This is a genomic window from Pararhizobium sp. A13, from assembly GCF_040126305.1.
Taxonomy (GTDB): Bacteria; Pseudomonadota; Alphaproteobacteria; order Rhizobiales; family Rhizobiaceae; genus Pararhizobium.
In genome coordinates, this window is record NZ_CP149510.1 from 4216484 (window position 1) to 4236576 (window position 20093).

The following is a 20093-nucleotide window of genomic DNA, read 5'->3' on the forward strand; positions in this document are numbered from 1 at the left end:
CAACGTTTTCATTTTTTGAATTTTTACCGTTTGATAAAAAAATAAAGCGTGTTACCGTTTCATCATCCTAAGGCACGACATTTGGGAGCAATAAAATGGGAACGACTGAAACTGGAATAGTGAGCGGACGCCTGTCGCCCGCCGAATACGATAAGAATTTTTCCGATCTGCATCCGCCGCTCGACGAGCATGAAGCGCTGGTCGCCTCCGATCGCTGCTACTTCTGCTACGACGCGCCCTGCATGACGGCCTGTCCCACCTCCATCGATATCCCGCTGTTCATCCGGCAGATATCGACCGGAAACCCGATCGGGTCGGCCAACACCATCTTCGACCAGAACATCCTTGGCGGCATGTGCGCCCGCGTCTGTCCCACCGAGACGCTCTGCGAGCAGGCCTGCGTTCGCAACACGGCTGAGCACCGGCCGGTCGAGATCGGCAGGCTGCAGCGTTACGCCACCGATATCGCCATGCGCGACAATGTCCAGTTCTACGAGCGCGCCGAGCCAACCGGCAAGAGCATTGCCGTCATCGGCGCCGGTCCGGCCGGCCTCGCCTGTGCCCATCGCCTCGCCGTCAAGGGCCACGACGTCGTCATCTACGACGCCCGCGAAAAGGCCGGCGGCCTCAACGAATACGGCATCGCCACCTATAAGACCGTCGACAGCTTTGCCCAGAAGGAAGTCGACTATGTCCTGTCCATCGGCGGCATCGACATGCGCAACAGCCAGATGCTGGGCCGTGACTTCTCGCTGAGCGACCTGCTGTCCAAGCATGATGCCGTCTTCCTCGGCCTCGGCCTTGCCGGCGTCAACGCGCTGCGTGCCGAGGGCGAAACGGCGGAGGGCGTCGAAGATGCGGTCGATTTCATTGCGGCTCTCCGGCAATCGGAAACCAAGTCGGATATCCCGGTCGGCCGCAGGGTCGTGGTTCTGGGCGGCGGCATGACCGCAATCGATGCGGCTGTGCAGGCAAAGCTGCTGGGCGCCGAGGAAGTGACCATCTGCTACCGCCGCGGCAAGGAGCATATGAACGCCTCCGAGTTCGAGCAGGATCTCGCCGCCTCCAAGGGGGTGGCGATCCGCCACTGGCTGCAGCCGAAGCGCATCCTCAGCCGCGACGGCAAGGTGGCCGGCATCGAACTCGACTACACGACGCTCGAGAACGGACGCCTCACCATCACCGGCGAAACCGGCGTGATCACCGCCGATCACCTGCTGAAGGCAATCGGCCAGACCTTCGAGGCCGACGGTCTCGGCACCATCGCCCTGCAATCCGGCCGCATCGTCGTCGATGCCGAGGGCCGCACGTCGCTGGAACGCGTCTGGGCCGGCGGCGACTGCATTCTGGGCGGAGAAGACCTGACGGTTTCCGCCGTCGCACAAGGTCGCGATGCGGCCGAATCGATCAACCGGGCTCTCGCCGCTGCCACGCAGCCGGCCGTCGCCGTCGCTTGAAGGGGAGAATGAACAATGGCTGATCTCCGCAATAACTTCGTCGGCATCAAGTCTCCGAACCCGTTCTGGCTGGCCTCGGCGCCGCCGACCGACAAGGCGTACAACGTCGAGCGCGCCTTCAAGGCAGGCTGGGGCGGCGTGGTCTGGAAGACGCTTGGTGAGGAAGGCCCGCCGGTCGTCAACGTCAACGGCCCGCGCTATGGCGCGATCTGGGGCGCCGATCGCCGGCTTCTCGGCCTCAACAATATCGAGCTCATCACCGACCGCGATCTCTACACCAACCTGCGCGAAATGAAGCAGGTGAAGATGAACTGGCCGGACCGGGCGCTGATCGCCTCGATCATGGTGCCCTGCGAGGAAAATGCCTGGAAGGCGATCCTGCCGCTGGTCGAGGAAACCGGCGCCGATGGCATCGAGCTCAACTTCGGCTGTCCGCACGGCATGTCGGAACGCGGCATGGGCGCTGCGGTTGGACAGGTGCCGGAATATATCGAGATGGTCGTGCGCTGGTGCAAGCAGTATACCCGCATGCCCGTCATCACCAAGCTGACGCCGAACATCACCGACGTCCGCAAGCCCGCCCGCGCCGCCAAGGCCGGCGGTACCGATGCGGTATCGCTGATCAACACGATCAATTCGATCACCTCGGTCAATCTGGACACATTCTCGCCGGAACCGTCGATCGATGGCAAGGGCAGCCACGGCGGCTATTGCGGCCCGGCGGTCAAGCCCATCGCGCTCAACATGGTGGCCGAGATCGCCCGCGATCCCGAAACCTACGGCCTGCCGATCTCCGGCATCGGCGGCATCACCACTTGGCGCGACGCGGCAGAGTTTCTGGCGCTTGGCGCCGGCAACGTCCAGGTCTGCACCGCGGCCATGACCTACGGCTTCAAGATCGTCCAGGAAATGATCACCGGTCTTTCGAACTGGATGGATGCCAAGGGCCATCGCTCGCTCGACGATATTTGCGGCCGCGCGGTCCCCAATGTTTCCGACTGGCAGTACCTCAACCTTAACTACGTCGCCAAGGCCCGCATTGACCAGGATGCCTGCATCAAGTGCGGCCGCTGTCACATCGCCTGCGAGGATACTTCGCACCAGGCGATCACCCAGTATGTCGACGGCGTCCGGCATTTCGAGGTGATGGAAGACGAATGCGTCGGCTGCAATCTCTGCGTCAACGTCTGTCCCGTGCAGGACTGCATCACCATGGTCGGCCTTGAGCCGGGCACGCTCGACGAGCGCACCGGCAAGGTCGTCGATGCGAACTACGCCAACTGGACGACCCACCCGAACAACCCGATGGCCCGCCAGGCCGCGGAATAAGGGGCTTTTTTTTTGAATGCTCATCGACCGCCTCGACGCAAACCGAGGCGGTCGATTGTCATTGATTGACGCCGCAAACCTGTTATGGAACGGTCGCTGCGATCTACTGCAGCGCCCCAAAACAGGAGGCGACCATGTCACACAAAACCTTCCACGACGTGAGCTTTTGAGGTCACGTCCAAGCGACGCAAGTCTTTCCCTTCAGAAACCAACGTCAAGACCGGCAACCGGTTCGTTCACGGCGACGTCGAACTGATCGAGAAACTCGGCCGCAACGATCCCTGCCCCTGCGCTTCGCGGAGGCGGTTTCAAGAACTGCTGCCTGAAATCCGGCCGTTATGACGGCATCGAGCGGGACCACTACTTTTAGAGATAGGAACTGAACGACACGTGCAGGCGCTCGGCTGAAATTCGGGCGTCTGCGGTCCGGGTTTGGAAAAGCATCTCATTTTTCGCCGCCAAACGAGACAAACGACGCTCGCGATAACGGATTGGACACGAAATTGCGACGCAGCGTCCACAAAACGTGCGTTGCCCCTTGCCGCGAACTCGTCAATAAGAGGCCAAAGCAATATGCGGCGCTTCGCCGCCAACTCCGGATGTCTGTTTGAAGGTCGCCTCATCTAGAACGCGCAAAAGGCTGCATCTGCTGACAGGCGCTTGCCTGGGATTGTTCCTGCTGACCCATTTTTCCAATCACGCCCTCGGCCTCGTTTCGGTCGAGGCGATGGAAAAAATGCGTTGGGGTTTCAACCTGTTCTGGCGGAGCTGGCCCGGCACGATTCTGCTTTACGGGTCGCTGCTTGTCCATTTCCTGCTGGCGCTCGAAAGCCTGTACCGCCGGCAAACCTTGCGCATGCCTGTCCGCGAGGCGCTGAAGATCATCTTCGGGCTTTCGTTTCCCTTCCTCATCGTCGGCCATGTGGTCAGCACCCGCGTCGAATGGATGCTGACGGGCTCTGGCGACGGCTACTACGAGATGCTGCCGATACTCTGGTCGAGCACTTTTGCCGCCACACGGCAATCGCTTGCCCTCGTTCTCGCCTGGTCGCATGGCTGCCTCGGCGCATGGTTCTGGATGCGCGGTCGCAGCTGGTATCCACGTTATTTCCTGTTTTTCTATTCCTTCGCTGTCCTCGTTCCGCTGCTGGCGCTGCTCGGTTTCGCCGTCGCGGCACGGTCACTGGAGGGCGCGCTGCCGTCCGATGCATGGTTCATGGTGCACCGCACTCAGCCGGAAATCCTCGGACAAATCCGGCTCTCCATCATTGCTGGCCTGTTGGCAATGATTGGCGGAACGCTGATCCTGCGTGCAATTCCGGTGCGGGGAAAGGTCAAGATCACCTATCCCGACCGCGCCATCTCGGTCGCGAAGGGCTTTAGCGTGCTTGAGGCGAGCCGCGCCGCAGGCATACCGCATATCTCGATCTGCGGCGGCCGCGGCCGCTGCTCGACCTGTCGCGTGAGGGTAACCGAGGGCCTGGATCGGCTGCCGCCGCCAAACGAGGCCGAGAGGGCAACGCTCACGCGTATCCGCGCGCCCGACGATGTCCGCCTCGCCTGCCAGCTGCGGCCGAACCACAACCTGTCGATCGCGCCCATTCTCGGAGCCGACAATATCGGCCTCAAGGCACAGCCAAGCGAGCAGGAAGCAGCCGGACGTGAGCGCCGCATTGCCGTGCTGTTCTGCGACCTGCGCGACTTCACCCTGCTTGCCCAGAAGCAATTGCCGTTCGATACCGTCTTCCTGCTCAACCGCTATTTCGAAACCATCGGCGAGGCTGTCGAAGGATCGGGCGGCGTGATCGACAAGTTCATTGGTGACGGCGCGCTGGCGATCTTCGGGCTGAGCAACAACATCGAGGAAGCCTGCGCCCAGGCACTGGCCGCGACCGTTCGCATCGCCAGCGGCGTCGATGTGCTCAACCGCAGTTTCATGAGCGAACTGGACAAGCCGCTGCGCGTCGCCATGGGCATGCACGCCGGACCCGCGATCATCGGTCAGATCGGCTATGGCAAGGCCTCGTCGCTGACCGCGGTCGGCGACACCATCAACGCCGCGAGCCGACTGGAAGGGTTTGCCAAGGAATACGATGCGCAGTTGGCCGTTTCCGCCGACGTCGTGCGCTATGCCGGGCTCACGGTCGATGACCGCGAGAGCTACAACATCTCCATTCGCGGCCGCGCGGGCACACTCGAAACGCTGATTGTCCAGAATGCGGCGGAGATCGAAGTCATGATGGAGGCCGGGAAGCGCCAGAGAGAGACACAGAACTGACGAGGGTCAGGACACCACCGGTTGCGGCGCGAGCGCTGGCGGCAGTTAAGCGCTCCCCTCCTTGATTTCCAGGCCGCTCACGAACAACTGCTCGAGAAACCGTGCGGCGTCTTCAAATCGTCCGTCGCCTGAGCGCTCCTCCCCAAGCACGCCGCGCACCTGCACATCGAAATCGGCATAATGCTGTGTCGTCGACCAGATGGCAAAGATCAGGTGGTAGGGATCACATTTGGCGATCTTTCCGGCCTTTGCCCAGGCCTGGATGACCTCCACCTTCTCATCCACCAGCGTCTTCAATGGCCCCTTCAACTCGTCCTCGATATGCGGCGCACCCTGGAGGATTTCGTTTGCGAACAGCCTGCTCTCGCGCGGAAAGTCGCGGGCCATTTCCAGCTTGCGGCGGATGTAGCTGCGAATCTCGGAGACCGGATTTCCCTCGGCATCGAACTCGCGCAGCGGATCGAGCCAGCTGTCGAGCACCCGGTCGATCAGTGCCCGGTGCATCGCTTCCTTGGTGCGGAAATAATAGAGCAGGTTCGGCTTCGACATGCCCGCCACATCGGCGATCTGATCGATGGTGCTGCCGCGAAAGCCGTGGGTGGCGAACACGTCCAGCGCCGCCTCCAGAATCAGTTCTTCCTTCTCCTCCTGGATGCGGGTTCGCCTTTGTGTTCGGGCTGCCCTCGGAAGTACCATGTTTCCCCCTGTCTTCTCACCAATCGCCGCCTGCGCGCGGCTTGAAAACGCCCGAAAACCGCTTGATCTAAAAATTCGGACGGCAATTCCGTTTTTTCTGTTTTTCGTCTTGAGTGCGGCAACGGAAGTTGTAATGTTTTACCAACCGGTCAAATTATCAGTCAGTTCAATATCAAACGCAACGGCTGATCGCAGGGCAATCGAAAAAACCAGATGGCCCCGATTCGACCGACGGGAACAAGGGGATGCGCGCGCCACGTGCCTCCCGCAAAAAATGAGGAGAGCCGCCATGGTAGCAGCACCGGGCGAGAACATGCGTGTCAATGCGGACCGTCTTTGGGATTCGCTGATGGACATGGCGAAGATCGGCCCCGGCATTGCCGGCGGCAACAACCGCCAGACGCTGACGGACGAAGACGGCGAAGGCCGCAAGCTCTTTCGGACCTGGTGCGAAGACGCCGGCTTGACCATCGGCGTCGACAGGATGGGCACGATGTTTGCCACCCGTCCCGGCACCGATCCTGACGCCCTGCCTGTCTATGTCGGCTCCCATCTCGACACGCAGCCGACCGGCGGCAAATATGACGGCGTGCTTGGCGTGCTCGGCGCGCTCGAAGTCGTCCGCACAATGAACGATCTCGGCATCAAGACGAAGCACCCGATCGTCGTCACCAACTGGACCAACGAGGAAGGCGCGCGTTTTGCCCCCGCCATGCTTGCCTCCGGCGTTTTTGCCGGTGTCCATACGCTCGACTACGCCTATGACCGCAAGGACCCGGACGGCAAGACCTTCGGCGACGAGTTGAAGCGCATCGGCTGGCTGGGTGACGAAGAGGTCGGCGCGCGCAAGATGCACGCCTATTTCGAATATCATATCGAGCAGGGTCCGATCCTCGAAGCCGAGGAAAAGACCATCGGCGTCGTCACCCACTGTCAGGGCCTCTGGTGGCTGGAATTCACGCTGACGGGGCGCGAAGCGCATACCGGCTCGACACCGATGAACATGCGCGTCAACGCCGGCCTTGCCATGGCGCGCATCATCGAAATGGTTCAGGCTGTCGCTATGGAAAACCAGCCGGGCGCCGTCGGCGGGGTCGGCCAGGTGTTCTTCTCGCCCAACTCCCGCAACGTGCTGCCCGGCAAGGTCGTTTTCACCGTCGATATCCGCTCGCCGGACAAGGCGAAACTCGACCGCATGCGTGCGAAAATCGAGGCAGAGGCGCCGAAGATCACCGAGCCTCTTGGTGTCGGCTGTTCCATCGAGGCGATCGGCCATTTCGCGCCGGTCACCTTTGATCCGACGCTCGTCACGGCGGTACGCACCGCCGCCGAAAAGCTCGGCTACAGCCACATGAACCTCATCTCCGGCGCCGGCCACGATGCCTGCTGGGCCGCCAAGGTCGCGCCCGCCACCATGGTCATGTGCCCCTGCGTCGGCGGCCTTAGCCACAACGAGGCGGAAGACATCTCGAAGGAATGGGCATCGGCCGGCTGCGATGTGTTGTTCCATGCGGTCGTCGAGACGGCGGGGATTGTGGAGTGAAGGATGCTCATGTTCGCAAGACACCTCGACGCACTGGAGTTCGTGCTGCTGCTAGGCGTGATTCCGGCGATGGCCATCTGGTTCATCATCGCTTTCCGCGCCGCGGTCAGAGCGGACACTGCAACAGTCGGACCACGGACCTGAGGAGAAAATGTGAAATCTAAGGCCCAGGAATGACTGAGTTGTACCCGATGGATCAAAGCCTGACCATTGAGCTGTCGCTGGCGGAGACACTAGTTCTGTCAGATTGTCTTGATCGGTTGACGCGGCAAGAAAGTCTGACTTCGTTGATAGACAAGCCCGAGCAGATCGCGCTTTGGTCGCTCGATTGCGCATTGGAGAAGATCAATCCGATCATCTTCGATGCCGACTAACCCAAACACCTTCAGGAAGCGAAATCGCGTATTACGAGAGGTACAGACGAATGAGCACAGTCATCAAGGGTGGAACGATCGTCACCGCCGACCTCACCTACAAGGCCGACGTCAAGGTGGATGGTGGCAAGATCGTCGAAATCGGGCCGAATCTCTCCGGCGACGAGACGCTGGACGCCACGGGCTGTTATGTCATGCCGGGCGGCATCGATCCGCACACCCATCTCGAAATGCCCTTCATGGGCACCTATTCCTCCGACGATTTCGAAAGCGGCACGCGCGCGGCCCTCTCCGGCGGCACGACCATGGTCGTCGATTTCGCGCTCCCCTCGCCCGGCCAATCGCTGCTCGAAGCGCTGACCATGTGGGACAACAAGACCTCGCGGGCCAATTGCGACTTCTCCTTCCACATGGCGATCACCTGGTGGAGCGAGCAGGTGTTCAACGAGATGGAGACGATCGTCAAGGACAAGGGCATCAACACCTTCAAGCACTTCATGGCCTACAAGGGTGCGCTGATGGTGGATGATGACGAGATGTTTTCCTCCTTCCAGCGCTGCGCCGCCCTCGGCGCTCTGCCGCTCGTCCATGCCGAAAACGGCGACGTCGTCGCACAAATGCAGGCAAAGCTGCTCGCCGCTGGCAATAACGGCCCTGAGGCGCATGCCTATTCCCGCCCCGCCGAAGTCGAAGGCGAGGCCACCAACCGGGCGATCATGATCGCAGACATGGCCGGCGCACCGGTCTATATCGTGCACACCTCCTGCGAGCAGGCGCACGAAGCCATCCGCCGCGCGCGCCAAAAGGGCATGCGCGTCTATGGCGAACCGCTGATCCAGCATCTGACGCTCGACGAGAGCGAATATGCCAATCCCGATTGGGACCACGCCGCCCGTCGCGTCATGTCGCCCCCCTTCCGCAACAAGCAGCATCAGGACTCGCTCTGGGCCGGCCTTGCCGCAGGCTCCCTACAGGTGGTCGCGACCGATCACTGCGCCTTCACAACAACACAAAAGCGCTTCGGCATCGACGATTTCACCAAGATCCCGAACGGCACCGGCGGGCTTGAAGACCGCATGCCGATGCTCTGGACCCATGGCGTCGCCACCGGTCGTATCACCATGAATGAGTTCGTCGCCGTCACCTCGACGAACATCGCCAAGATCCTCAACATGTACCCGAAAAAGGGTGCGATCCTGGTCGGTACCGATGCCGACATCGTCGTCTGGGACCCGAAGCGTTCGAAGACGATCTCGGCCGCCAGCCAGCAATCGTCGATCGACTACAATGTCTTCGAGGGTAAACAGGTGACCGGCCTGCCGCGCTACACCCTGACCGGCGGCGTGGTGGCGATCGAGGAATCGACGATCAAGACCCGCGAAGGCCAGGGCAAGTTCATCGGCCGTGAACCCTTTACCGCCGTCAACAAGGCGCTTTCTACGTGGAAGGAAATCACCGCACCGCGCAAAGTCCAGCGCACCGGCATTCCGGCAAGTGGCGTATAACGAATCCACATGTCGGATCAGCCGCTTAACACCCCCCTCTGTCGCTTCGCGACATCTCCCCCTCAAGGGGGGAGATCGGGAGGCTGCGGCACGCCTATCCCCCAACCATCAGACAAAGCGCGCGCGGCCGACTGTTCATCCCTGCACGTAGTCCGCGTGAGGTTGATCCGTCACACCCGGCCAATCTCCCCCCTTGAGGGGGAGATGTCACGAAGTGATAGAGGGGGGTATCGCCGCAGCCGCATCAGCCGCCATATTTCAAGCCGGAACCACCCCGTCCAATTCCGGCAAAAGCACGACGCTCTCCTGCTCCTTCGGATCTGTCCGCGCAATGACCGCCGAACAGGGCTGGTCCGACAGATTGGCCGGCAGATGCGGAACGCCGGCCGGGATGTAGAACATCTCGCCGGCGCGCACGATGGCGTGGTGTTCCAGCCGGTCGCCGTACCAGGTGTGCGCCTCTCCCGACAGCACGTAGATCGCCGTCTCGTGGCTTTCGTGCAGATGAGCCTTGGCCCGGCCGCCCGGCGGGATCGTCAGAAGATGCATGCAGATGCCGGTCGAACCGACCGCTTCGGCGGAAATGCCTTCGAAATAGTTGAGCCCCTGCTTGCCGTCATAGGTCTGACCGGGGCGGACGATCCGGCAGGTCGGTCTTGATGATTGCAACATATCCACATCTCCCGAGCAGCAACATCGCGCGCAGCATACCTCATTCGAAAAATATGAAGTACGACTATCGAAGGCAGACAGCCGAATGACGACACAGCAAATTTCCAGGCAATGGCATTCAGGACGGAGCGCACCGGATCCAATGACAATCACACCAGCATCCGTCGTCTCGGCCCGTAATCTCGGCCTAACCTTCGAGACCAATGACGGCCCCGTCAATGCGCTGACCGGCGTCAATCTCGACGTCAACAAGGGCGATTTCGTCTCCTTCATCGGCCCCTCGGGCTGCGGCAAGACGACCTTCCTGCGCGTCATCGCCGATCTGGAAAAGCCGACGTCCGGCACGATCACCGTCAACGGCACGACACCGGAAGACGCCCGCAAGAACCGCTCCTACGGTTACGTCTTCCAGGCGGCTGCCCTTTATCCCTGGCGTACCATCGAAAAGAACATCGCCCTGCCGCTCGAAATCATGGGTTATAGTGCCGCGGACCAGAAAGCCAGGATCGAGCGCACGCTGGATCTCGTCAATCTGACAGGCTTCGGCAAGAAGTTCCCCTGGCAGCTTTCCGGCGGCATGCAACAGCGCGCTTCGATCGCCCGCGCGCTCGCGTTTGATGCCGACCTGCTGTTGATGGACGAACCTTTCGGCGCGCTGGACGAAATCGTCCGCGATCATCTGAACGAGCAATTGCTGAAGCTCTGGGACCGCACGAACAAGACCATCTGTTTCGTCACCCACTCCATTCCCGAAGCCGTCTATCTTTCCACCAAGATCGTTGTCATGAGCCCCCGCCCCGGCCGCGTCACCGACGTCATCGAGTCCACCCTTCCCAAGGAGCGCCCGCTCGATATCCGCGAAACGCCGGAGTTTCTGGAGATCGCCAGCCGGGTGCGCGAAGGCTTGAGAGCGGGGCATAGTTATGACGAGTAGAATTTCGGCTTTTGCGGCAAAGACCCCTCCCCAACCCCTCCCCACAAGGGGGAGGGGTTTGACCGAGCCAGCCTTCCTCTTCCAGCATCCCGCAACAGACAAGGCTGCTGTAGCCACTACCCGTTGGAATACGACATCGAGCTATGTCCACGCGCGTCATTCACCGAATTGCGTTTCTGGCGCAGCGGGCGCCGCGGGTCTTCCCCTCCCCCTTGTGGGGAGGGTGGTGAGCGAAGCGAACCGGGAGGGGTCTTTCTTGCCTCACTCGAATATCGACCCAAGGACCCGAACCAGGGCAAAGAAGCTTCGCACCGAACTGACCGAGGCCGAAGCGGCGATGTGGAACATGCTGCGAGACTTTCGCGCGCGCGGCGCGCGTTTCAGGCGGGAAACGCCAATTGGACCGTATATCGCGGATTTCGCCTGGCTATCCGCTCGCATCGTCGTCGAGGTAGACGGCGATAGCCACGAGACCTTGTCCGGAAGAAAGCATGATATCCGCCGCGACAATTTCCTGAAAAGCCAGGGTTTTACTGTCCATCGTTTCGACAATGCTCAAGTGATCGACGGCCCGGAATTCGTTTTCCTGACGATCGAGCAAGCGATCGCGGGCTCGCTGAAGAAGGAGCCGAGCCAATGAACCCCTCCTTCATCCTCTGGCTCGCCGCCTCCATGGCCATATTCCTCAGCGCCGCGACGGCCTCGCGCTACTATGTCGCCAGCAACAACATCCTCATCCTGCTCTTCTCCCTTGGTCTTTATTGCATCGGCAACCTCATGATGGTGCGGTTGATGCGCGAAGGCGGGCTGGGGCTTGCCATTTCCGCGTCTGCCATCGCCCAACTTCTCTTGGTCAATCTCATTGCCTTTGCCATGTTCGGCGAGCGGCTGACGCTTTCGCAGATGGCCGGCGTCGCCCTCGGCGTCGTTTCCATGGCGCTGATGCTGCTGCCGTCGAGCGGGAAGGCTTGAACATGGAGAAGCCCAACTTTTTCAACGACAGGATCATGCCGGTGGGGGCCATCCTGCTTGCCCTGCTGGTCGTCTGGTATATCGCCGTCATCTTCCTCAATGCGCCGTTCGAGCGCGATACCGCCGCACGCGCCGGAACACCGATCACCTTCTCGGAAATCCTGCCGAAAACGATGTTCCAGCAACGGCCTGTTCTCCCCGCCCCCCATCAGGTGATCGCAGAAATCTGGGACACGACCGTCAACAAGCCGATCACGTCGAAGCGCAGCCTCGTCTACCACGCCTGGATCACACTGTCGGCGACGCTGCTCGGCTTCGGCATCGGCACCCTGCTCGGCATTCTTCTCGCTGTCGGCATCGTCCACAACCGGGCGATGGATCGCTCGCTGATGCCCTGGGTCATCGCCAGCCAGACCATTCCCATCCTTGCTATCGCACCGATGATCATCGTCGTGCTGAATGCGGTCGGCATTGCCGGTCTGTTGCCGAAGGCGCTGATCTCCACCTATCTCAGCTTCTTCCCGATCGTCGTCGGCATGGTGAAGGGGCTTCGAAGCCCCGAACAGATCCAGCTCGACCTGATGCATACCTACTACGCGAGTCCGTCCCAGACATTCTGGAAGCTGCGCTGGCCGGCGTCCATGCCCTATCTGTTCACCTCGCTGAAGGTCGCCATCGCCATTTCGCTCGTCGGCGCGATCGTCGGCGAACTGCCGACGGGTGCCGTATCCGGCCTCGGTGCCCGCCTGCTTGCCGGCTCCTATTATGGCCAGACCGTACAGATCTGGTCGGCGCTGTTCATGGCGGCGGCCCTGGCTGCAACGCTGGTGATCATCGTTGGCCTTGCCCACACCGCCGTCCTCAAGCGCATGGGGATCAAGCCATGAATTCCGGTCTTCTCATCGGCGCCCTCGCCTTCTGGCTCGTTGCCTGGGCCATCAACGAATGGCTCGTTCGCCGGAAGTTTGCAAATCGAACCGCAGCGCGGGCCGCAAGGCTCGCCGTGCCGCTGATTTTCGGCATCACCATTCTCGTGCTCTGGGAAGGCCTCGTGCGCGGGCTGAACGTACCCTCCGTTCTGCTGCCGCCGCCATCGATGATCTGGGCGCGGCTGATCAACTCGCTGCCGACGCTCTGGGCCGATTTCCGCCAGACGTTCCTGAAGGCCGTTATCACCGGCTATGCACTCGGCTGCGGCCTCGGCTTCCTCGTTGCGATTACCATCGACCGTTCGCCTTTCCTGCAAAAGGGCCTGCTGCCGCTTGGCAATTTCGTTTCCGCCCTGCCCGTCATCGGCGTTGCGCCAATCATGGTCATGTGGTTCGGTTTCGACTGGCAGTCGAAGGTGGCGGTCGTTGTGATCATGACCTTCTTCCCCATGCTGGTGAATACCGTGTCCGGGCTTGCGGCGACGAGTTCGATGGAGCGGGACCTCATGCGCACCTATGCGGCAAGCTGGTTCCAGAGATTGATCAAGCTTCGGCTGCCGGCGGCATGGCCTTTCATCTTCAATGCGCTCAAGATCAATTCCACGCTCGCGCTGATCGGTGCCATCGTCGCCGAATTCTTCGGCACCCCGATCGTCGGCATGGGGTTCCGGATCTCCACGGAAGTGGGGCGCATGAATGTCGACATGGTTTGGGCAGAAATCGCCGTCGCGGCGGTGGCTGGCTCCGCGTTTTACGGGGTGGTGGCACTCATCGAGCGCGCCGTCACGTTCTGGCACCCGTCTGTCCGTGGTGGACAGGCGTAACAAAGTCCGCCTGTCCGTGGTTGGGCAGGCACAACAAAAATGAGGGAACTGACATGAAGACAAGACTTGCATCTCTGCTGCTGGCAAGCGCTTTTTCGCTGTCCGCATTCCAGGCGATCGCCGCCGACAAGGTGGTGTTGCAGTTGAAATGGGTCACCCAGGCCCAGTTCGCCGGCTACTATGTTGCCAAGGACAAGGGCTTCTACGAAGAGGAAGGCCTCGACGTCGAGATCAAGCCGGGCGGCCCGGATATCGCGCCTCCCCAAGTGATCGCCGGCGGCGGCGCCGACGTCGTCGTTGACTGGATGCCGTCGGCGCTTGCGACCCGCGAGAAGGGTGTCGCTCTCGTCAATATCGCGCAGCCGTTCAAGTCTTCCGGCATGATGCTGACCTGCCTGAAGGAATCCGGCGTCGCCACGCCTGCTGATTTCAAGGGCAAGACACTCGGCGTCTGGTTCTTCGGCAACGAATATCCGTTCCTCTCCTGGATGAGCCAGCTTGGCCTCAAGACCGATGGCGGCCCGGATGGCGTCACGGTCCTGAAGCAGGGCTTCAACGTCGATCCGCTGATCCAGAAGCAGGCGGCCTGTATCTCCACCATGACCTACAATGAATACTGGCAGGTCATTGACGCTGGCATCAAGCCCGAGGATCTCGTGACCTTCAAGTATGAAGACCAGGGCGTCGCGACGCTCGAGGACGGCCTCTATGCACTGGAAGACAAGCTCAAGGACCCTGCCTTCAAGGAAAAGATGGTCAAGTTCGTGCGTGCCTCGATGAAGGGCTGGAAATATGCCGAGGCCAATCCGGATGAAGCAGCCGGCATCGTACTCGAAAACGATGCGACGGGCGCCCAGACGGAAGAGCACCAGAAGCGCATGATGGGTGAGATCGCCAAACTGACAGCCGGCTCGAACGGCGCGCTCGACGAAGCGGACTTCAAGCGCACCGTCGCTTCCCTGCTCAAGGGCGGCTCCGATCCGGTCATCACCAAGGAACCGGTCGGCGCGTTTACCCACGAGATCACGGACGCTGCCCTGAAATAGGCCGCGACGTACCATTTTAAGAACGAAACGCGCGGACCGACACCGCGCGTTTCTCATTTGCAACACTCACCAGCCGCTTCTGGCCACAAAACGACACAAACGAAAAGTTGTATTGATGGGACTCAACAAATAAAATAATGAGGCACCATTCTTGTTTGGTATCTCCTTGCATAGCCGAAAGGCGCTCACTAAATAGAGCCCCGTGGCATTTTGAGGAGGATGCGGGGGAAATTTTTCGCTTATCGAGACCGAAGCGGTATTTTCTTCCCTTCCAGCAGTAGACGACGACACGTCCTTTTCTTGGAAATGTGCGGCGTCAGCGAACTGAACTATCCGGAATTTGAGGAAAGTGAGCCGATGGCCCGTAACAAGACATTTGCGTTTGGTGTTTCTGCTGCCCTGATGCTGACTTTCATTTCGAGCGCCGCATTCGCGGATGAAGCCACCGCGCCCAAGGCCGAGCAGGCACTGCCTTCAATCGTCATAACCCAGGTTGAGAACAAGCCCGTCGTCGATCGCGTGGTGGCAACGGGCGCCATAAAGGCCGTGGAGGAGATCTATGTCTCTCCGCTGGTTGACGGGCTCTCAATCCGCACTTTGAACGCCGATGTCGGCGACCGGGTCGAAGCCGAAAGCACGCTGGTGACGTTGAACGAGGACATGTTGCTCCTGCAGAAGAGCCAGTATGCCGCAAGCCTCGCCAAGGCAAATGCGTCACTCGCACAATACCAGGCACTCCTTGCCGAAGCCCGGGCCAACGCCGAGGAAGCTGTGCGGGTAAGCGGGCGGTCCATGAAACTCTCGGAAGCCGGAACCATCTCCACGGCCCAGCGCGATCAGGAAAAGGCCGCGGCAACCGCGGCGTTGGCGCGCGTCAACTCGGCTGAACAATTTGTTGCAGTGGCCACGGCGGAGATCAAGGTCGTCGAAGCCCAGATATCCGATCTGGACCTGCGCCTCGCCCGCACCGAGGTCAAAACGCCGGTCAGCGGCATCGTCTCGGCAAGGAAAGCCAAGATCGGCGCAATCGCCAATGGCACAGGCGAACCGCTGTTCACGATCATCCGCGACGGTGCGGTGGAAATGCAGGCTGATATTACCGAGTCCGACCTCATCAAGCTTGCCATCGGCCAGAGGGCCAAAGTCACGCTCGCGGACGGCAAGACCGAAGTTGACGGCAAAATTCGCCTGATTTCACCGATGGTGGACGCGCAAACGCGGCTTGGGACCGTTTACATCAGCCTTTCCGAACCCGAGAAAGCCCGGGTGGGGATGTACGCCGATGCGCAGATCATCATCGAGGAAAAGCAGGCCATCGTCCTGCCCCTAACAGCCGTTACAGTCGGCCACGACGAAACGGTCGTTCGCAAGGTCGATGACGGCATCGTCCACCTGACACCCGTGACCACCGGCATCCAGGATGGCGAGTTCATCGAGATCACCACTGGCCTGAAACCGGGCGACAAGGTGGTCGCCAAGGCCGGCGCCTATGTGCGCGACGGCGACAAGATCAATCCGGTGACATCCGCCGCCACGGCGACCAATTGACGGGAACAGCGGAATGAATTTTTCAGCTTGGGCAATTCGCAATCCGATCGCGCCGATCCTGGGCTTCGTATTGCTGATGTATCTCGGATATCAGTCGTTCAACACGCTGCCGATCACGCGTTTCCCCAACATCGACGTGCCGATCGTCTCGATCAGTGTCAGCCAGAGCGGCGCGGCACCGGCCGAGCTCGAGACGCAGGTGACCAAGGAGATCGAGGACGCGGTTGCCGGCATTTCCGGCGTCGACCACATAACCTCGACCATCAGCGACGGCCTGTCCACGACCGCTGTCCAATTCGAGATGGACGTGCCGACCAACCAGGCGGTGCAGGACGTCAAGGACGCCATCGACCGTATCCGCAGCGATCTTCCCGCCTCCGTCGAGGAGCCGATCGTCGCCAAGATCGATGTCGAGGGACAGGCGATCCAGACCTTTGCCGTCTCCTCCCCCGGCATGACGTTGGAGGAAATCTCCTGGTTCGTCGACGATACGATCAAACGCGCGCTTCAGGGCCAGAGCGGCATCGGCCGTATCGACCGCTACGGCGGGGCTGACCGCGAGGTTCGAGTCGAACTCAACGATGCACGTCTGAACTCCTACGGCATCACCGCCGCGGACGTGAACAACCAGTTGCGCAAGATGAACACCGACCTCGGTTCCGGCCGCGGCCAGGTGGGCGGCAGCGAACAGGCGATCCGCACGCTCGGCGACGCACGCTCGGTCGAAGGCCTGGCAAGCACGATGATCGCCATGCCGAATGGCAGGTTCGTCCGCCTTTCCGAACTCGGCAAGGTGACCGACACCTACGAGGAGCCGAAGTCGTTTTCCCGTTTCAACGGCAATCCGGTCGTCACTTTCGCGGTCTTCCGCTCGAAGGGCGCCAGCGAAGTGACCGTTGCCGAAACGGTGGAAAAGACGCTGAAGGACCTGCGGGCGAAAAACCCTGACGTGTCGATCGAACTGGTCAACGATTCCGTCTACTACACCTACGGTAACTACGAGGCGGCAATCCATACGCTGCTCGAAGGCGCCCTGCTGGCGGTGGCGGTCGTTCTCCTGTTCCTGCGCAACTGGCGGGCAACGCTGATTTCGGCGATGGCCTTGCCGCTTTCGGCCATACCGACTTTCTGGGTCATGGAACTGCTCGGCTTCTCACTGAACCTGGTGAGCTTCCTCGCCATGACGCTTGCGACCGGTATTCTCGTCGATGATGCCATCGTCGAAATCGAGAACATCGCCCGGCACATCAAGATGGGTAAGTCGCCCTATAAGGCCGCCATCGAGGCCGCCGACGAAATCGGCCTAGCGGTCATTGCGACGACCTTCACGATCATCGCGGTGTTCGTGCCGGTCTCGTTCATGCCGGGCATCCCGGGCCAGTATTTCATCCAGTTCGGCCTGACGGTCGCAGTCGCCGTATTCTTCTCGCTGATGGTCGCCCGCCTGATCACGCCGGTCATGGCCGCCTATCTGATGAAGTCTGGCGACGGCGACGGCCATCACGAGGACAACGACGGCACGTTGATGCGCGGCTATACGTGGCTGGTGACGGTAACCACCAGTCGCTGGTACATGCGTTACACGACGCTCCTTGCAGCAATCGCCTTCGTGATCGGGTCCGTTTTCCTCCTCATGACGGTTCCCGGCAGCTTCCTGCCGCCGGAAGATGCCTCGCGCGTCGTGCTGTCGGTCGAATTGCCGCCGGACGCCATGCTGGACAACACGGACAAGACGACGGCGCAGATCTACGACAAGGTCAAGCATCTCGACGGTGTGGACGACGTCTTCGTCCTCGGCGGCGCCTCGCCGAAGGGCGATCTCGAACTGCGGCGCGCGACGATCAGCATCATGCTCGCGAAGCTCGATCATTCCTTGCTCAACAGGGTGGTGAACGACGTTCTCGGCCACACCCCATTGATCGGCCAGTATCTGCCCAAGCTGCCGCCGGCCGGCCGCATCACTCCGCAGGCCGAGATCGAGAAGCAGGTCTATGCCGCCGTCCGTTCCATTCCGGACGTCCGCATCCTGAAGCTGAACGACCGTGGCGAGCGCGACCTGGCATTCAATCTCCTGTCGAAGAGCGACGAGGACCTGAACAAGGCCGTTGGCATGCTTGAAGCCAATCTGCGCGACGAGCCGCTGCTTGCCAATGTCAGCCCGGACGGCGCCTTGCCGCGGCCCGAACTGCAGATCCGCCCCCGCGCCGATCAGATGTCGCGGCTCGGCATCATGACCTCGCAGATCGCCGACGTCCTTCGCGTCGCCACGATCGGCGACATCGATGCGGCGCTGACGAAGATTTCGCTCGACGACCGGCAGATTCCGATCCGCGTCCAGGTGGATACGAACTTCCGTACCGACCTTGCTGCCATCCGCAACCTGAAGGTCCAGACGGCAGCGGGCGCGCTGGTGCCGATTTCGAGCGTTGCGGACATCAACTACTCGGAAGGCCCAAGCTCGATCAAGCGTTACGACCGCTACCGCGTCGTGACGATGGGCGCGGACCTGCCGATCGGCGTGGCGCTCAACTCGGCCTCGGATCGTTTCAAAGAGGTTGCCAAGGAAACGAAACTGCCCGCAAGCGTGCAGTTCCTCGAAAGCGGTGATGCGGAAGTACAGGCGGAAATGGAACAGGGCTTCGGCAACGCCATGCTGCTCGGCCTGATGCTGGTGCTCGTGGTGCTCATCCTTCTGTTCAAGGATGTCATCCAGCCGTTCACGATCCTATTCTCACTACCACTCGCCATCGGCGGTGTTGCGATCGGCCTTATCGTTACGCAGAATGCCATGTCGATGCCCGTGCTGATCGGCATCCTGATGCTGATGGGGATCGTGACCAAGAACGCCATCCTGCTCGTCGATTTCGCCATCGAGATGATGCATCAGGGTATGGAGCGGACCCACGCCATGGTCGAAGCCGGCCGCAAGCGCGCGCGCCCGATCATCATGACCTCGATCGCCATGTCGGCAGGCATGCTGCCGTCGGCGCTCGGCGTCGGCGAAGGCGGCTCGTTCCGCGCGCCGATGGCCATCGCGGTGATCGGCGGCATTATCGTCTCGACGGTGATCTCGCTGGTGGTCGTCCCGTCCTTCTTCCTGATCATGGACGATCTGTCCCGCCTGCTCGGCTGGATCTTCGGTCGCATGGTCGGCAGCAAGGAACAGGAGACGGAGCCTCTGGAAAATGTCGCGCTGACGGAAATCGTCGCCGACCAGAGCAAGACGATCGGTGAATTGCAGGAGCGGCTCGACAAGCTGGAAGGCCCGAAGCGCAGTGGCAACGTCATCCATCTCGCCGCGGAATGAGGTAACCCAAACAGAAAGGCCGGCCGCATCGTATGCGGCCGGCCTTTCTCGTTGAGGCGACTGGCTTCAGAGCCCGCCTTCGACGCGCAGGAAATCGACGATCCTGTCGATGCCGTCGCCGCGCTTCATGTCGGAAAACACGAATGGCCGCTCGGCACGCATGCGATTGGCATCTCGCTCCATCACCTCGAGATCGGCACCGACATAGGGAGCCAGATCCTTCTTGTTGATCACCAGCAGATCGGAACGGGTGATGCCGGGTCCGCCCTTGCGCGGGATTTCCTCGCCCTGGCAGACTGAAATCACATAAATGGTGATGTCGGCAAGATCCGGCGAAAAGGTCGCCGCCAGATTGTCGCCACCGGATTCGATGAAGACGACGTCGAGATCGGGAATACGGCGGTTGAGGTCGGCAATCGCCTGCAGGTTGATGGTCGCGTCCTCGCGGATCGCCGTGTGCGGGCAGCCGCCGGTCTCGACGCCGACAATCCTGTCGGAGGGCAGCGCCTGCATGCGCACCAAAGCTTCCGCGTCTTCCTTTGTGTAGATGTCATTCGTGACGACGGCGACGGAGTAGGTCTCGCGCATCGCCTTGCAGAGCTTGTCGGTCAGCGCCGTCTTGCCGGAGCCGACAGGACCGCCGATGCCGACGCGAAGCGGGCCGTTCGCAGATTTCATC

Annotated in this window: 18 protein-coding genes; 15 read left to right on the forward strand and 3 right to left on the reverse strand. The window is 61.1% G+C overall.

The genetic code is table 11. The features are described 5' to 3' along the window. Positions 1-95 precede the first annotated feature (95 nt). From WI754_RS20615 to WI754_RS20625, 3 genes are all read left to right on the forward strand, one after another. Entirely contained in the window at positions 96-1457 is a 1362-nt protein-coding gene (locus WI754_RS20615) for an NAD(P)-dependent oxidoreductase (RefSeq protein WP_349435320.1), read from the forward strand. A 15-nt stretch (positions 1458-1472) separates the two neighbouring features. After that, entirely contained in the window at positions 1473-2786 is a 1314-nt protein-coding gene (gene preA, locus WI754_RS20620; RefSeq protein WP_349435321.1) for an NAD-dependent dihydropyrimidine dehydrogenase subunit PreA, read from the forward strand. A gap of 607 nt (positions 2787-3393) precedes the next feature. After that, positions 3394-5064 carry an adenylate/guanylate cyclase domain-containing protein gene (locus tag WI754_RS20625; RefSeq protein WP_349435322.1) on the forward strand — a complete coding sequence of 557 codons (1671 nt, stop codon included), beginning with the start codon at positions 3394-3396 and terminating at the stop codon, positions 5062-5064. A 45-nt stretch (positions 5065-5109) separates the two neighbouring features. Here the strand turns inward: WI754_RS20625 and WI754_RS20630 are convergent, their stop codons facing one another. Next, the gene (locus WI754_RS20630; RefSeq protein ID WP_349435324.1) at positions 5110-5760 is read right to left on the reverse strand and encodes a TetR family transcriptional regulator C-terminal domain-containing protein; all 651 of its coding nucleotides are present in this window, start codon (positions 5758-5760) and stop codon (positions 5110-5112) included. A gap of 289 nt (positions 5761-6049) precedes the next feature. Between WI754_RS20630 and WI754_RS20635 the strand changes: the two genes are divergently transcribed. From WI754_RS20635 to hydA, 4 genes are read left to right on the forward strand one after another with little or no spacing between them, the layout of a single operon-like run. Further along, positions 6050-7303 carry a Zn-dependent hydrolase gene (locus WI754_RS20635; protein ID WP_349435326.1) on the forward strand — a complete coding sequence of 418 codons (1254 nt, stop codon included), beginning with the start codon at positions 6050-6052 and terminating at the stop codon, positions 7301-7303. A gap of 9 nt (positions 7304-7312) precedes the next feature. Beyond that, complete coding sequence (locus WI754_RS20640) at positions 7313-7447, forward strand: hypothetical protein (RefSeq protein ID WP_349435327.1); 135 nt, start codon at positions 7313-7315, stop codon at positions 7445-7447. 47 nt (positions 7448-7494) lie between these two features. Then, positions 7495-7677, forward strand: a complete 183-nt coding sequence (locus tag WI754_RS20645) for a hypothetical protein (protein ID WP_349435328.1) — start codon at positions 7495-7497, stop codon at positions 7675-7677. A 50-nt stretch (positions 7678-7727) separates the two neighbouring features. Next, positions 7728-9182: a dihydropyrimidinase gene (gene hydA / locus WI754_RS20650; RefSeq protein WP_349435329.1), complete on the forward strand. Its 1455-nt coding sequence runs from the start codon at positions 7728-7730 to the stop codon at positions 9180-9182. Between the two features lie 258 nt (positions 9183-9440). Here hydA and WI754_RS20655 read toward each other — a convergent pair whose 3' ends face one another. Beyond that, the gene (locus WI754_RS20655; protein ID WP_349435330.1) at positions 9441-9854 is read right to left on the reverse strand and encodes a cupin domain-containing protein; all 414 of its coding nucleotides are present in this window, start codon (positions 9852-9854) and stop codon (positions 9441-9443) included. Positions 9855-9996: 142 nt separating this feature from the next. Here WI754_RS20655 and WI754_RS20660 point away from each other — a divergent pair, with 142 nt between their 5' ends. From WI754_RS20660 to WI754_RS20695, 8 genes are all read left to right on the forward strand, one after another. Continuing rightward, on the forward strand, positions 9997-10788 hold the full coding sequence (locus WI754_RS20660) for an ABC transporter ATP-binding protein (protein WP_112848048.1): 792 nt from the start codon (positions 9997-9999) through the stop codon (positions 10786-10788). A gap of 58 nt (positions 10789-10846) precedes the next feature. Then, the gene (locus WI754_RS20665) at positions 10847-11428 is read left to right on the forward strand and encodes an endonuclease domain-containing protein (RefSeq protein WP_349435332.1); all 582 of its coding nucleotides are present in this window, start codon (positions 10847-10849) and stop codon (positions 11426-11428) included. Then, entirely contained in the window at positions 11425-11760 is a 336-nt protein-coding gene (locus WI754_RS20670) for a hypothetical protein (protein WP_112856968.1), read from the forward strand. The genes WI754_RS20665 and WI754_RS20670 overlap by 4 nt, the downstream gene beginning before the upstream one ends. Before the next feature lie 2 nt (positions 11761-11762). Continuing rightward, on the forward strand, positions 11763-12647 hold the full coding sequence (locus WI754_RS20675; RefSeq protein ID WP_349435334.1) for an ABC transporter permease: 885 nt from the start codon (positions 11763-11765) through the stop codon (positions 12645-12647). Next, positions 12644-13513 (forward strand): ABC transporter permease, encoded by an 870-nt coding sequence (locus WI754_RS20680; RefSeq protein ID WP_349435336.1) that lies wholly within the window; start codon positions 12644-12646, stop codon positions 13511-13513. Before WI754_RS20675 ends, WI754_RS20680 begins: the two co-directional genes overlap by 4 nt. Positions 13514-13566: 53 nt before the next feature. After that, positions 13567-14559, forward strand: coding sequence for an ABC transporter substrate-binding protein (locus WI754_RS20685; protein ID WP_349435337.1), 993 nt, complete (start codon positions 13567-13569; stop codon positions 14557-14559). Between the two features lie 357 nt (positions 14560-14916). Continuing rightward, positions 14917-16107, forward strand: a complete 1191-nt coding sequence (locus WI754_RS20690) for an efflux RND transporter periplasmic adaptor subunit (RefSeq protein ID WP_349435338.1) — start codon at positions 14917-14919, stop codon at positions 16105-16107. Between the two features lie 13 nt (positions 16108-16120). Beyond that, positions 16121-19414 carry an efflux RND transporter permease subunit gene (locus WI754_RS20695; protein WP_349435339.1) on the forward strand — a complete coding sequence of 1098 codons (3294 nt, stop codon included), beginning with the start codon at positions 16121-16123 and terminating at the stop codon, positions 19412-19414. 66 nt (positions 19415-19480) lie between these two features. On the opposite strand, the gene ureG is transcribed toward WI754_RS20695, so the two are convergent. Continuing rightward, positions 19481-20092 carry an urease accessory protein UreG gene (gene ureG, locus WI754_RS20700; RefSeq protein ID WP_349435341.1) on the reverse strand — a complete coding sequence of 204 codons (612 nt, stop codon included), beginning with the start codon at positions 20090-20092 and terminating at the stop codon, positions 19481-19483. Position 20093 lies beyond the last annotated feature (1 nt).